Origin of the sequence: Streptomyces sp. F001 (assembly GCF_004187715.1) — a bacterium.
Lineage (GTDB): Bacteria > Actinomycetota > Actinomycetes > Streptomycetales > Streptomycetaceae > Streptomyces > Streptomyces flavusporus.
Genome location: NZ_QZWF01000007.1, coordinates 93,379 through 107,882, shown reverse-complemented (window position 1 = coordinate 107,882; position 14,504 = coordinate 93,379). Strand labels below are relative to the sequence as shown.

At 72.0% G+C, this 14,504-nt stretch carries 8 protein-coding genes; 1 reads left to right on the top strand and 7 read right to left on the bottom strand.

Annotated features, from left to right (window positions below; all coding sequences use genetic code 11):
* Positions 1-45: 45 nt before the first annotated feature.
* Entirely contained in the window at positions 46-1,248 is a 1,203-nt protein-coding gene (locus tag StrepF001_RS25085; protein WP_129800486.1) for a S8 family peptidase, read from the bottom strand.
* Between the two features lie 323 nt (positions 1,249-1,571).
* On the opposite strand from StrepF001_RS25085, the gene StrepF001_RS25080 reads away from it, so the two are divergent.
* On the top strand, positions 1,572-4,190 hold the full coding sequence (locus StrepF001_RS25080) for a glycosyltransferase family 1 protein (protein WP_129800691.1): 2,619 nt from the start codon (positions 1,572-1,574) through the stop codon (positions 4,188-4,190).
* A 136-nt stretch (positions 4,191-4,326) separates the two neighbouring features.
* On the opposite strand, the gene StrepF001_RS25075 is transcribed toward StrepF001_RS25080, so the two are convergent.
* From StrepF001_RS25075 to StrepF001_RS25050, 6 genes are all read right to left on the bottom strand, one after another.
* A complete protein-coding gene (locus tag StrepF001_RS25075) occupies positions 4,327-4,830 on the bottom strand; it encodes a DUF1990 domain-containing protein (protein WP_129800485.1) in 504 nt (167 codons plus the stop codon).
* 142 nt (positions 4,831-4,972) lie between these two features.
* Entirely contained in the window at positions 4,973-7,021 is a 2,049-nt protein-coding gene (locus StrepF001_RS25070; protein ID WP_129800484.1) for a M4 family metallopeptidase, read from the bottom strand.
* A 252-nt stretch (positions 7,022-7,273) separates the two neighbouring features.
* On the bottom strand, positions 7,274-9,031 hold the full coding sequence (locus StrepF001_RS25065; protein ID WP_129800483.1) for an ABC transporter ATP-binding protein: 1,758 nt from the start codon (positions 9,029-9,031) through the stop codon (positions 7,274-7,276).
* A complete protein-coding gene (locus StrepF001_RS25060) occupies positions 9,028-10,734 on the bottom strand; it encodes an ABC transporter ATP-binding protein (RefSeq protein WP_129800482.1) in 1,707 nt (568 codons plus the stop codon). Before StrepF001_RS25060 ends, StrepF001_RS25065 begins: the two co-directional genes overlap by 4 nt.
* Before the next feature lie 28 nt (positions 10,735-10,762).
* Positions 10,763-12,619, bottom strand: coding sequence for an ABC transporter ATP-binding protein (locus StrepF001_RS25055; RefSeq protein WP_129800481.1), 1,857 nt, complete (start codon positions 12,617-12,619; stop codon positions 10,763-10,765).
* Positions 12,616-14,484, bottom strand: coding sequence for an ABC transporter ATP-binding protein (locus StrepF001_RS25050; protein ID WP_129800480.1), 1,869 nt, complete (start codon positions 14,482-14,484; stop codon positions 12,616-12,618). The genes StrepF001_RS25055 and StrepF001_RS25050 overlap by 4 nt, the downstream gene beginning before the upstream one ends.
* Positions 14,485-14,504: the final 20 nt, after the last annotated feature.

The following is a 14,504-nucleotide window of genomic DNA, read 5'->3' as shown; positions in this document are numbered from 1 at the left end:
CGAGACGAACGGGGCCGATACTGCCGTCATGGCTGGAATGTGGCGCTACGACCGCGGTACCTGGAGAAGTTTGTTCGGTGAACCCAGGCCGCGCCCGGAGACCTTGCCGGAAACCGCCCCCGCCACAAGCGCCTTGGAAACCTGCGCCGGGGTGGATTTCGGATGGCCGGCCAGATACAGCGCGGCCGCGCCCGCGGCGTGCGGCGACGCCATCGACGTACCGGAGAAGGTCGCCGTGCCGGTGTTGCTCTTGTGGGACGCGGAGGTGATCGCCACGCCCGGGGCGAACAGGTCCAGTGCGGAGCCGTAGTTCGAGAAGGACGCCCGGGCGTCCGTGCGGCTCGTGGCGCCGACGGTGATCGCCTGCCGTACGCCCGCGGGGGAGTACAGACCGGCGGGGAGGCCGTCGTTGCCCGCCGCGACGGTGTACGTGACGCCCGAGGCGATGGACGTGCGTACGGCGGCGTCCAGCTGGGCGTTGTAGAAGCCGCCCAGGCTGAGGTTGGCGACCGCCGGTTTGCGGGCGTGCCGGGTCACCCAGTCGATACCGGCGATGACCTGCGCGGTCGTACCGGAACCGGCGTTGTCCAGCACCCGTACGGCGACGACCTTGGCCTTCTTGGCGACGCCGAAGCTCTTACCGGCGACCGTCGCGGCGACATGCGTGCCGTGTCCGTTGCCGTCCCCGGCGGACCTGTCGCCGCCGACGAAGTCCCAGCCGTAACCGGCCCGGCCGCCGAAGTCCTTGTGGGAGATGCGGATGCCGGTGTCGATCACGTACACCGTCACTCCGCTGCCCGCCGACTCCGGCCAGGTGTAGCTCTTGTCCAGCGGCAGGTTCGGCTGGTCGATGCGGTCCAGGCCCCAGGACGGCGGGTTCTTCTGGGTGTGGTCGGCGACCACACGGGTGTCCTGGGTGACGGAGGCGACGCGCGGGTCGGCTGCGAGCCGCTTCGCCTGTCTCTCGCCGGCCCGCACCGCGTAGCCGTTCAGGACCGTGCCATACGTGTGGCTGATTCTCGCCCCGTACTTCTCGGCGATTCCCTTTCCGGCCGCCGACGGAGCCTTCGTTCCCCCCTTCAGTGTCACCAGGTAGCTGCCGCTGACGGCGCCGGGTTCTCCGGCGCCGAGTATCCGCCCCTCCGGCGCGGCCTGCGCGGGCGGTACGGTGGCCGAAAACACCGCGGCACATGTCACCGCGGTGAGGCCACCCGCCCAGCGCAGACGTCGTGTTCGCGTCCGTGCCATGGTCCGAGTTCCCCTCCTCGACTCGGTGTTACGGCAACCGCCGGCGACCGCGTGCATCCGCTCGCCGGCCGGTACGCCGGTTGGCAGCCTCTCGTGCGGTGTGAAGCGCCACAAGGAGGCCTGTGGGGGCGGAATCGGCCATATCGGCTATGGGGGACGAGTGAAGGTTGCGGCGGATTTCGGTCTGCTTGGGGCATGACCGGCCGGACAGCGGACGCTCCCCCAGGAGTCGGCCACGGTGACCCCGGGTAACCACTACCGTCGATATCGATGACGGGACGCACACCGCCGTGCGTCCTCCTCCGCACGTGACGAGGTGGCATGTGAAGGCGATCCGTCGATTCACGGTCCGACCCGTTCTCCCCGACCCCCTCCGCCCGCTGAGCGACCTGGCACGCAACCTGCGCTGGTCCTGGCACACGGAGACACGCGATCTGTTCCAGTCCGTCGATCCGGAGCGGTGGGCTGCATCAGGCGGTGATCCCGTACGTCTGCTCGGCAGCGTGTCGCCCGCGCGGCTCACCGAGCTGGCCGAGGACCGCCGTTTCCTGCGCCGCCTCACCACGGTGGCCGACGATCTCCACGACTACGTCACCGGCGACCGCTGGTACCAGGCGCAGTCCGGTGAACTCCCCGCCGCCGTCGCCTACTTCTCACCCGAGTTCGGCATCACCGCCGCTCTGCCCCAGTACTCCGGCGGCCTGGGCATCCTGGCCGGCGACCATCTGAAGGCGGCCAGCGACCTCGGCGTACCGCTGATCGGGGTCGGGCTGCTCTACCGGCACGGCTACTTCCGTCAGACCCTCTCCCGGGACGGCTGGCAGCAGGAGCACTACCCCGTCCTCGACCCCAACGAGCTGCCGGTGGCCCTGCTCAAGGAGCCCGACGGCACCCCCGCCCAGGTCACCCTCGCCCTGCCCGGCGGCAGGTTCCTGCACGCCCGGATCTGGCTGGCCCAGGTCGGCCGGGTCCCGCTGCTGATGCTCGACTCGGACGTCGAGGAGAACGACCTCGGCGAACGCGGCGTGACCGACCGGCTCTACGGCGGCGGCAGCGAGCACCGGCTGCTCCAGGAGATGCTGCTCGGCATAGGAGGGGTCCGGGCGGTACGGACGTACTGCCGGCTCACCGGCCACCCCGAGCCCGAAGTCTTCCACACCAACGAGGGCCACGCCGGTTTCCTCGGCCTGGAGCGGATCGCCGAACTCTCCGATGACGGGCTGGAGTTCGACTCGGCGCTGGAAGCGGTCCGCGCGGGCACCGTCTTCACCACCCACACCCCCGTCCCGGCCGGCATCGACCGCTTCGACCGCGAACTCGTCGCCCGTCACTTCGGCCCCGACGCCGAACTCCCGCGCATCGACGTCGAACGCATCCTCCGGCTCGGCATGGAGACCTACCCCGGCGGCGAACCCAACCTCTTCAACATGGCCGTGATGGGTCTGCGTCTGGCTCAGCGCGCCAACGGGGTCTCCCTCCTGCACGGCAACGTCAGCCGGGAGATGTTCTCCGGACTGTGGCCGGGATTCGACCCCGACGAGGTGCCGATCACCTCCGTCACCAACGGCGTGCACGCCCCGACCTGGATCGCCCCCGAGGTGTTCCGGCTCGGCGCCCGGCAGATCGGCGTAGGGCGCGCCGAGGACGCCTTCAGCGGCGGCGGTTCGGACCGCTGGGACGCCGTCGCGGACATCCCCGACCAGGACATCTGGGAGCTGCGCCGCACCCTGCGCGAGCAGCTGGTGACGGAGGTACGGGAACGGCTGCGCGCCTCCTGGCGGCAACGCGGCGCGGGCACGGCCGAGCTGGGCTGGATCGACGGCGTGCTCGACCCGGACGTTCTGACGATCGGCTTCGCCCGCCGCGTCCCGTCGTACAAGCGCCTGACGCTGATGTTGCGCGACCGCGACCGCCTGATGGACCTGCTGCTGCACCCGGAACGCCCGATCCAGATCGTGGTGGCCGGCAAGGCACACCCCGCGGACGACGGCGGCAAGCGGCTCGTCCAGGAACTCGTCCGCTTCGCCGACGACCCGCGCGTACGCCACCGGATCGTCTTCCTGCCCGACTACGGCATGGCGATGGCGCAGAAGCTCTACCCCGGCTGCGACATCTGGCTGAACAACCCGCTCCGCCCGCTGGAGGCCTGCGGCACGTCGGGCATGAAGGCGGCCCTCAACGGCTGCCTGAACCTCTCCGTCCTCGACGGCTGGTGGGACGAGTGGTTCCAGCCCGACTTCGGCTGGGCCATCCCGACCGCGGACGGCGTGGGCACAGACCCGGACCGACGCGACGACATCGAGGCGTCCGCCCTCTGCGACCTGCTCGAACAGCGGGTCACCCCGCGTTTCTACGAGCGCGGCCCGGGCGGCCTGCCCGACCGCTGGATCGAGATGGTCCGCCAGACGCTCACCCTGCTCGGCCCCAAGGTGCTGGCCGGCCGCATGGTCCGCGAGTACGTCGAGCGCCTGTACGCGCCCGCAGCCCGCGCCCACCGCACCATGGGCCCGGACGCGGCGCGCGAACTCGCCCGGTGGAAGGCCCGGTTGCGCAGGTCCTGGCATGCGGTACGGGTCGACCACGTCGAAACGTCCGCCACCACGGCAACGGCTGAGCTGGGCACGACCCTCACCCTCCGCGTCCGTGTCGCCCTGGGCGACCTCGCCCCCGACGACATCGAGGTCCAGGCCGTCTCCGGCCGGGTGGACCCCGAGGACCGCATCGCCGATGCCGCGACGGTGCCGCTGAAACCGGCGGGCGGCCCCGACACGGAGGGGCGCTGGATGTACGAGGGCCCGCTGTCCCTGGACCGCACGGGGCCGTACGGCTACACGGTCCGCATCCTGCCCGCACACCGGTTGCTGGCGACGAGTGCGGAGCTGGGGCTGGTGGCGGTGCCGTCGGAGGATGTGGTGGAGGGGGCGGGGGTGTTGATGCGGTAGGGCGCGCCGAGGCGCCGCGTCCTGGACGGCGGGGAGCCCCGGCCGGCACGCAGGGAAGCGAGCCGGCCGGGGCTGTGTCGGGCTCAGCGGTTCACGTGCAGCCCAGCTCGGCATCGGTCCGGGTCTTACGGGTGGGTCAGTCGCTCTCCCCGCACAAGCGCCGCAACACCGCCCCGCACCGCCGCGCATACGCATGCTGCAGCCCCCGAGTGGCCGGACCGCCCGCTCGGGCGTACCACTTCGCCCCACGGCTGAAGGCGTTCACGGTCAGCCAGACCGTGCCGTCGCCCGTCCGTTCCACCACGAACGCTTCCTCGCCGCACTCCGGATGGCCGGAAAGCGTGCCGTACGCCCAGCCCACCCGCCGGTACTCCTCCACCGTCCACACCACCCGGCACGGGGCCTTGATCACTCCGGCGAGGGTGACCGTGACGTCGACGCCGGGGGCCGCGCGGCCGGACGACGCGTCGATGCCGACGCCCAGCGCGCGGTGCATCTCCCAGGTCATGACCGCCTCGGCGGCTCTGTGGAAGACCTCCTCGCCCTCGCCGATGCGGGTGCGCACGTGCAGGGGGTGGAAGCCGGGCGGGCAGAAGCCGTGCTCCCGGGTCGCGCCGACGGCGTCGTACGTGAAGGACATGGGTCACAAGGGTAGGGCGGCACCCGGGGATGCCTTCGTCCCGGGTGCCGCCCCGCAGGCCTGCGTCAACAGGCCTGCGCTCAGTTCACGTTGGCAGCCGGCCAGGCCGCGGCGCCCTGTCTTCGGGGAACCGCGAACAGGCCTACGGGAACGTCAGCTTCCAGCTGTTGATGGTGCCGACGTCCTGGGCCGCCTGGTCCTGGACCCTCAACTTCCAGGTGCCGTTGGCGACCTCGGAGGAGGCGTTGACCGTGTAGGTCTCGGCGACGTTGTCCGCCGAGTCGGAGGAGCTGAAGTTCTTCAGGCGGTACGCGGTGCCGTCCGGGGCCAGCAGGTCGATCACGAGGTCACCGCGCCAGGTGTGCACGATGTCGACCGCGACCTGGAGGTTGGACGGGGCGTTGCCGGTCCGTCCGGTCACGGGGATCGAGGACGTCACCGCGGCGCCGTTGTCCGGGATCGACACGTCGGCGGTGTTCTCGAAGGACGTACCGCCTCCGCCGCCTCCGTCCGGGCGGGGTCCGACCGCGACGCCCGCCCAGGCGTCCTGCACTGCCTTGTACTCGGCGCTCGTGGTGCCGTACAGCTCACCGGCGACCGCCAGCGTGCCGGTGCGGGCGGCCGCGTAGTTGGTGGTCGAGGTGAACTTGGTGGTCAGCGCGCGGAACCAGATCTTCTCCGCCTTGTCGCGGCCGATGCCGGTGACCGGAAGACCGTCCGAGGTGGGCGAGTCGTAGGTGACACCGTTGATGGTCTTGGTGCCGCTGCCCTCGCTCAGCAGGTAGAAGAAGTGGTTCGCGGGGCCGGACGAGTAGTGCACGTCGATCGAGCCGATGCCCGAGTACCAGCTGTCCTTGGACGCACCGTCCTTGCTCGGCTTGTCCATGTAGCGCAGCGGCGTGCCGTCGCCGTTGATGTCGATCTCCTCGCCGATGAGGTAGTCACCGACGTCGGAGGAGTTGGCGGCGTAGAACTCGACCGTCGCGCCGAAGATGTCGGAGGTGGCCTCGTTCAGGCCGCCGGACTCCCCGCTGTAGTTGAGACCCGCCGTGTTCGAGGTGAGCCCGTGGGTCATCTCGTGCGCGGCCACGTCGATCGACGTGAGCGGATTGGCGTTGCCCGAGCCGTCGCCGTACGTCATGCAGAAGCAGCTGTCGGACCAGAACGCGTTGACGTAGTTGTTGCCGTAGTGGACCCGGGAGTAGGCGCCCACACCGTCACCGCGGATACCTGAACGCCCGTGCACGTTCTTGTAGTAGTCCCAGGTCAGCGCGGCACCGTAGTGCGCGTCGGCGGCCGCGGACTCCAGGTTGGACGGGCTGCCGTTGCCCCAGACGTCGTCGGGGCCGGAGAAGAGGGTGCCGGTGCCGGAGGTGCCGCGGTTGAGGTTGTACGTCTTGTGGTTGCCGCGCGCGCCGTCGGTGAGGTTGTACGTCGAACCCGACTGGGTGGTGGTGAGGTCGACCGTGCCGCTGTAGACCGTGTTGCCGGTGCCGGTCTCGATGGCCTCCCACTCGTACAGCTTCTCGCCGGTGGTGGCGTCGGTGATGACGTGCAGTTCCTGCGGGGTGCCGTCGTGCTGGAAGCCGCCGACGACGGTCTCGTACGCCACGGTCGGCTTGCCGTTCGCGGCCCAGATCACCTTGCGGGGCGTCCGGTTGACGTCGGGGCTCTTCGCGTCCTCGGCCTTCGCGGCGGCCAGCGCCTGCTTCTCGGCCTTCGCGGCGGGTACGGCGGCCGTGGTGGTGGCCGGCTCGATGGCGGCGCGGGTCGCCTTGACGACGGCCTCGGTCGCGCCGGACTTGGCCGTCTCGACGACCAGGTCGCCGCCGAGGACGGGCAGGCCGTCGTAGGTCCGCTCGTAGCGGGTGTGGACCGTGCCGTTGCCGTCCTTGACGACGTCACGGACGACCAGCTTCTCCTTGGCGCCGAGGCCCAGGTCCTTGGCGGTGTCCGCCTTGACGGCGTCGGCCTCGCGTATCAGCTCGGCGCGCTGGGCGGGGGACAGCTTGACGGACTCGGCGCCCGGTATGACCTTGCCCGCGGCCGACGGTGCCTTCTCCGGTGCTGCGGTGGCGGCGCCCGTCTGGACGGCCGCGGCGATCAGGGCGGAGACGCCGACGAGGACGACGGCGGTGGTTCTGCGGGGTGTGGTGTGGGAGGTGCGTCTGCGAGAGGAACTGCTTCTCAACACTGACTCCTTCTGCATGGCCGCGGATCACGTGGCCAGGGGAGATCCGGACGGCGAGTGGGCCGCCCGGGCAGAACGCGAAACCAGGTGCGGATGGCCGGGGACAACACAGCGGCGGATCAGTGGGGTTGCTGTGAAGTGGCCGTGGGAAGCGTGGCACCGAGGAGCGCTTACTGTCAGGAGCGCGTCAAAAAGTTGGCCGGAAATCGTCCGTTGTCCGGTAGTTCACGTTCGATATACGAAACGTCAGTGTTACGGGGCCGTCTCCCCGTGCCACGTCCGCCACAGCCTCGCGTACGCACCGTCCGCCGCCACCAGCTCCTCGTGCGTACCGACTTCGCTCAGGAGCCCTGCCTCCATCACGGCCACCCGGTCCGCGTCGTGCGCGGTGTGCAGACGGTGCGCGATGGCGATCACCGTACGGCCCTCCAGTACGGCGGCCAGGGCGCGCTCGGTGTGCCGGGCGGTCGTCGGGTCGAGCAGGGCGGTGGCCTCGTCGAGGATGAGGGTGTGCGGGTCGGCCAGCACGACCCGGGCCAGGGCGAGTTGCTGGGCCTGTGAGCCGTCGGTGCGCCGGCCTGCCGTACCGAGCTCGGTGTCCAGGCCGTCGGGCAGCTCGCGCACCCAGCCGTCGGCACCGACCGCGGTGAGCGCGGCCCACAACTCCTCGTCCGTCGCGGCCGGTTCGGCGATCAGCAGATTGTCGCGGACCGTGCCCAGAAACACATGGTGCTCCTGCGTGACCAGCACGACCTGGCGGCGCAGCCGCTCCGGCCCCAGAGCGGCGACCGGCACCCCGCCCACCGTCACGGTGCCCGCGCCCGGCGCGTCGATGCCCGCCAGCAGCCTGCTCAGCGTGCTCTTGCCCGCGCCGGACGGACCGACGACCGCGAGCCGCTCCCCGGGCCGCACCGTCAGGTCCACCCCGCGCAGCACCTCGCCGCCACGGTCGTAGGCGTAGTGCACGCCGGTGACGTCGATACGGTCGTCGGCCGGGTCGGGGGAGTCGGCCGGGACCGCCCGCTCCACCCGGGCCAGGCCCTCGACGCGGGCGAAGGAGGCTCCACTGGCCTGCAACTGCTCGATCCGGACCAGGAGCTGGTCGAGCGGTTCGGTCGACTGCCGCAGGTACAGGGCGGCCGCCACCACCGACCCCATGCTGATCTCCCCGCGCGCGTGCAGCCAGCCGCCGAGCAGCAGCACGCCGGCCACCGGGATGACGTACGCGAAGTCCACGACGATGAAGAACGCGCAGCGCAGGAACAGCGTGTGCAGCCGGGTGCGGCGGGCCGTCTCCAGCGCGTCCCGGCTCGCGGCGGTCCGCCGCTCGCCGAGCCGGAAGGCCTCTACCGTGCGGGCGCCCGCAGCGGTCGCCGCGAGGATCTCGGCGACGTCCGACGTGGCCGCGCCCTCGGCGAGATAGGCGTCCCGGGCCCGGCGGAGATACCAGCGCGTCGAGAACCAGATGGGGGTCAGACAGAGCGCCGACAGGGCGCCGAGCAGCGGGTCGAGCACAAAGACCGCGCCGAGCAGGAACGCCGCCTGGACGAAGGCGACCAGCAGCTCGGGCCCGGCATCGCGCAACGTGGCCCCTACGGCGGCGACGTCGGCCGTGCCCCGGGCCGTCAGATCGCCCGTCCCGGCCCGCTCCACGACGGAGGAGGGCAGCGCGAGTGCCCGGGAGACGAAGCCCTCCCGGATGCGGGCCAGCGTCCGCTCGCCGAACCGGTGCCCCACGTACCGGGCCCAGCGCGCCAGCAGCAGCTGCGCCAGTGCGCACAGCACGATGGCGAACGCCAGCCGGTCCACCACCGCGACGCCGGCCCCCGCCCGCACCTCGTCGATGATCCGGCCGAGCAGCCACGGCCCGGCCAGCCCGGCCCCGGCGGCCAGCGCGTTGAGGGCGACCGCGACGGCGAAGGCCCGCCCGTCCGCCCGGACCAGACCCAGCGTGGCCCGCCGTACGTCGGCCCGCTCCGCGACCGGCAGCCGGCCCGGTCCCGCTGTCATCGCACCGTCTCCTCCGCGTCACGGGCCACCAGCGCCCGGTACCCGGGCTCCTCGGCCAGCAGGCTCTGATGGCTGCCGCCGGCCGCGACCTTGCCGTCGACCAGGTAGTACACGACGTCCGCGTGGTCGAGCACCAGCGGGGACGTACTGGTGACGACGGTCGTACGGCCGTCCCGGGCCGCCCGCAGCCGCTGAGCCACCGCGGCCTCCGTGTGCGCGTCCAGCGCGGACGTCGGCTCCACGGCGAGCAGCACCTCGGGATCGGCCAGCAGCGCCCGCACCAGCCGTACGCGCTGCCGCTGCCCGCCGGAGAGGTTGCGGCCCTGCGCGTCGATCCGCGAGTCCAGCCCGTCCGGCAGGCCCTGCACGACGTCGTCGGCGACGGCCGCGTGCACGGCCCGCGCGATCGCCGCGTCGTCCCGGTCCCGGCGTCCGCACACCACCTCCCGCAGCGGGCCCGCGAACAGGTCGGCCTCGTGGTCCGCCACCAGGATCCGCGCCCGGACCTGCGGCAACGCGACCTCGTCGAGCCGTCTGTCACCCCAGGTCGCCGCCGAAGGGACGTACCGCCCGAGCCGGTCGACGACGCTCGCCGAGTCGGCGGGCCGCGCACCGGCCAGCGCCGTCAGCCGGCCCGGCAGCACCCGGACTCCCGACTCGGGGTCGTACAGCACGGACGACTCGGCCGGCGCATCCTCCACGCCGCTGTCCTCCAGGGGCTCCAGCCGCAGAAACCGTACGACCCGCCGCGCGGCCACCAGCCCCCGGCTGACCTGGTTGCCGAACTCCAGGAAGTACGCCACCGGCACCACCAGCACCGCCACATAGCCGTACACGGACACCAACTCGCCCACGGTGATGTCCCCCTGCGCCACCATCCGCGCCGCGAGCCAGGTCACCACGGCCAGGAACACCGTCGGCAGCCCGAGGCCCAGCGCCTGGATCCAGCTGGTCACCGCCCCGACCCGGTAGCCCCCGGCCCGCAGCCGCTGCGAGTCGCGGCGGAAGGCGTCGCCGACCAGATCCTTGCCGCCCAGTCCGCCCAGCACGCGCAGCCCGCCCGCCAGGTCGCCGATGCGCGCGGTCAGCACGCCCTGCCGCTCCCGGTAGGCCGTCTCCACGCCCTGCAACCGGCCCATCAGCGGCCCGACCAGCACGGCGATCACCGGCACGCCCAGCAGCACCACGGCCGCCAGCAGCGGCGACACGGCCAGCAGCAGCCCGGCGACCACGGCGTACGAGACGACCGCGCCCACGCCGGGCCCCACGACGGTCAGCGAGGTGCTGATGGTCTGCACATCCCCCACACCGATCGTGACGACCTCCCCGGCCGCGACCTGCCGGCGCAGCGAGGAGCCCAGCCGCACCGCCTGCCCGACCACCACCTTGACCGTGCGGAAGTTGGCGTCCATCCGTACCCGGGTCATGATGCGGTGCCGCAGGATGTCCAGCCAGGCCGTGAGCGCCCCGGCCACCAGCAGGGCGGCGGCCCAGCCGGCCAGCGCGGTCCCGTCGCCGGGCTCCAGCCCGTCGTCGATCGCCCGGGACAGCAGATACGGCACCGCCGCCGAGGCCACCAGCGACACGCAGCCCACCACCGCCCCGGCGACCGACCGCCCCGGCTGGCTGCGTACCAGCCACCACAGATACCGGCCGCCGCTGCGGCAGTCGGGTCTGCCGGGATCCCCGTACGCGTCGATCATCCGTCCCCATCCCCGTTCCCGTCGGCGCTCACGCCAGACTGTCCCGCCACGCCCGGTGCAGACCCGCGAACCGGCCGGTCCCGGCGACAAGTTCGGCCGGGCTGCCGTCCTCGACGATCCGGCCGTGCTCCATGACGAGCACCCGGTCGGCGATCTCCACCGTGGACAGCCGGTGCGCGATGACGACCGCGGTACGCCCCTTCAGCACCGTCGCCATGGCCCGCTGCACCGCCCGCTCTCCCGGGATGTCCAGCGAGCTGGTCGCCTCGTCGAGGATCAGCACCGCCGGGTCGGCGAGCAACGCCCGGGCGAAGGCGACGAGCTGACGCTGACCGGCGGAGATACGGCCGCCCCGCTTGCGGACGTCCGTGTCGTAGCCCTCGGGCAGCGCGCTGATGAAATCGTGCGCGCCGATCGCCTTCGCCGCCCGCTCGATCTCCTCGTGGCTCGCGTCCGGGCGGCCGATGGCGATGTTCTCCGCGACCGTGCCGGAGAACAGGAACGCCTCCTGCGTCACCATCACCACCCCGCGCCGCAGTTCGGGCACGGCCAGGTCGCGCAGATCGACCCCGTCGAGCAGCACCCGGCCGTCGGACGGGTCGTAGAAACGGGCGAGCAGTTTGGCCAGCGTCGACTTGCCCGCGCCCGTGGTGCCGACGACCGCGATCGTCTGCCCCGCCGGGATCGTGAGGTCGAAGCGGGGCAGCACCTCGCCACCGGTGCGGTAGGCGAAGCGAACGCCGTCGAAGACGACCTCGCGGCCGGGGTGCTCGGAGGCGAGGGCCGGGAGCTGCCGGGGCGCCGACGGCTCCGGCACCGAAGGCGTCTGGGCGAGCAGCCCGGCGATCTTCTCCAGCGAGGCTGCCGCCGACTGGTACGAGTTCAGGAACATGCCGAACCGGTCGATCGGGTCGTACATCCGCCGCAGGTACAGCACCGAGGCCGCCAGCACACCCAGCGCCAGCGTGCCGTCCGCCACCCGGTGGGCGCCCCACAGCACGATCAGCGCGACGGCCGTGTTGCCCACGATCCGCGAGCCGACGACATAGCGGGCCATCTCCAGCAGCGCGTCCCCGTTGGTCCGCTCGTGCCGCCGGTTCAGGACGCGGAACTCGGCGTCGTTGGCGGCCTCCCGGCGGAAGGCGCGCACCGGGCGGATGCCGTTCATCGTCTCCACGAACTTCACGATCACGGCGGCGATCGCGGTCGACCGCTGCCGGTACACCCGCCGCGCCCGCCGCTGGTACAGCCGTACCAGCCCCCACAGCGGCACGAACGACGCCACCGCCACCGCGCCGAGCCCCAGGTCCAGCCAGAGCAGGATCGCCGCGACGTACACGCAGGACAGGATGACCATCACCAGCTCCTGCAGGCCCTCCTCCAGCAGCTCGCGCAGCGACTCGACGTCCGTGGTGGAGCGGGAGATCAGCCGGCCCGAGGTGTAGCGCTCGTGGAAGTCGATGCTCAGCGCCTGGGCGTGCCGGAAGATCCGGCCGCGCAGGTCCAGCAGCACATCCTGGCTGACCCGGGCGGAGGCGGCCACGAACGCGTACTGCAGCCCGCCGGAGGCCAGTGCGCACAGCAGATAGCCGGCCGCCACCGCGATCAGCGGCCCGTGGTCGTGGTCGCGGAACGCCGGTACGGCGGTGTCGATGGCGTACGCCACCAGCAGCGGGCCCGCCTGCACGGCCGCCTGCTGGAGCAGCAGCAGAAGCGTGGTCAGCGCGACGCGGGCCTTCATCGGCGCGAGCAGGGAACGCAGCAGGGCGGCCGTGGCGCCGGGCGGGGTGGGCAGGACGTCCTTGTCGAAGGGGTCGTCGGCCTTGTGGGGGCGCGAGTCCTCCGGCTCGTCGGCGACCGGGGTGGAGGTGGCGGACGCGGTCATCGGGCTGCCTCCTGGTGCGTCTGGTCCGCCCCGGACATCAGGTGGGCGTACTCGGCGTTGGTCCGCAGCAGTTCGTGGTGCGTGCCGACGGCGGCGATCCGGCCACCGGACAGCAGCGCCACCCGGTCGGCGAGCAGCACCGTGGACGGGCGGTGCGCCACGATCAGGGCGGTGGTGGCGGCGAGAACGTCCCGCAGCGCGGCCTCCACGGCGGCCTCCGTGTGCACGTCCAGTGCGGACAGCGGGTCGTCCAGCACCAGGAACTCCGGCCGTCCCACGACCGCCCGGGCGAGCGCCAGCCGCTGCCGCTGGCCGCCGGACAGACTCAGACCCTGCTCACCGACCTGCGTGTCCGTGCCCTGCGGCAACGTGTGCGCGAACTCGGCCTGCGCGACGGCGAGGGCACGGTCCAGCTCGGCGGCTCCGGCACCGTCGGCGGCACCCATGAGCACGTTCTCCCCGACGCTCGCCGAGAACAGCGTGGGTTCCTCGAAGGCGACGGCGACCCTGGAGCGCAGCTCCTGACGGGACATGGCGGTGATGTCCACCCCGTCCAGCGTGATCCGCCCGGAGGTCACCTCGTGCAACCGGGGGACCAGCGCAGTCAGCGTGGTCTTCCCACTACCGGTGGCCCCGACGAGCGCCATGGACTCGCCGGGACGAATGTGAAGATCGATGCGCTCGAGCACGGGGGGCGAGCCGAGGGGGGCGTCGGGGTAACGAAAGGCAACGGCATCGAAGCGCAACCCGCGTTGAGCTGCGGGCAGTCGTGCCTCCCCCAGAGGGGGGACCCCCAGGACGGCACGGGTGGGCGAGGGGGGTCCCCCCGCTCGAGCGAAGCCGAGAGTGGGGGAGGCACCCGGCAACGCCGGCCCGCGCTCCCCCTCAGCTGCAGCGTCCAGCACCTCGAAGTACCGCTCCGTAGCCGTAGCCGCCTCCTGACTCATCGCCAGCAGGAAGCCGATGGAATCCACCGGCCACCGAAGAGCAAGCGCCGTGGACAAAAACCCACCACGTCCGCGACAACGCCCCGTCGCACCTGCCGCCCAACACAGGCGCTCGATCGCCACCTCCGGCAGCGTCACGATGACGCCCAGAATCGTCGCCAGCAGCCGCGCCTTGTGCAGTTCCGTCCCCCGCAGCGTCCGCGACAGCTCACGGAACGCCTGTGCCTGACTGCGATGCCGGCCGAACCCCTTGATGATCCGGATGCCGAGCACACCCTCCTCGACGACCGTCGTCAGATCACCCACCTGGTCCTGTGCGCGCCGCGCCACCTCCGCATACCGCTTCTCGAAGATCACACAGGTGACGACCACCGGCACGGCAGGCCCCAGGATCACCAGCCCGAGCATCAGGTCCTGCGCGAGCATGATGATCACGCCGACCAGGATCGTCACACCGTTGACCAGCAGGAACGTCAGCGGAAAGGCGAGGAACATCCGCAGCAGCATCAGATCCGTCGTGCCCCGGGACAGCAACTGCCCCGAGGGCCACCGGTCGTGGAACGCCACCGGCAGCCGCTGCAGATGCCGGTACAGATCCGCCCGCATCGACGCCTCGACCCCCGCCAGCGGCCGCGCCACCAGCCACCGCCGCAGCCCGAACAGCAGTGCCTCGGCCAGCCCGAGCAGCAGCAGATACAGCGCCCCGAGCCACACCCCCGCCGGGTCCCGGTCGGCGACCGGCCCGTCCACGAGCCACTTCAGGACGAGCGGGATCACCAGCCCCGTGCAGGACGCGAGTATCGCGACGAACGCGGCGGTGAACAGCCGCGCCCGCACCGGCCGGACATAGGGCCACAGGCGCAGCAGCGAGCGGACGGTGGAGCGGTCGTCGGTCGGGGTGGCACGTGTCGTGGGCATCAGTGGCGAGCCTACGGACA

What these genes read in the sequence shown, in the direction of transcription:
- StrepF001_RS25085 (WP_129800486.1), bottom strand. Translation starts at nt 1,248, where the DNA reads ATGGCACGGACGCGAACACGACGTCTGCGCTGGGCGGGTGGCCTCACC.
- StrepF001_RS25075 (WP_129800485.1), bottom strand. Translation starts at nt 4,830, where the DNA reads ATGTCCTTCACGTACGACGCCGTCGGCGCGACCCGGGAGCACGGCTTC.
- StrepF001_RS25065 (WP_129800483.1), bottom strand. Translation starts at nt 9,031, where the DNA reads ATGACAGCGGGACCGGGCCGGCTGCCGGTCGCGGAGCGGGCCGACGTA.
- StrepF001_RS25060 (WP_129800482.1), bottom strand. Translation starts at nt 10,734, where the DNA reads ATGATCGACGCGTACGGGGATCCCGGCAGACCCGACTGCCGCAGCGGC.
- StrepF001_RS25055 (WP_129800481.1), bottom strand. Translation starts at nt 12,619, where the DNA reads ATGACCGCGTCCGCCACCTCCACCCCGGTCGCCGACGAGCCGGAGGAC.
- StrepF001_RS25050 (WP_129800480.1), bottom strand. Translation starts at nt 14,484, where the DNA reads ATGCCCACGACACGTGCCACCCCGACCGACGACCGCTCCACCGTCCGC.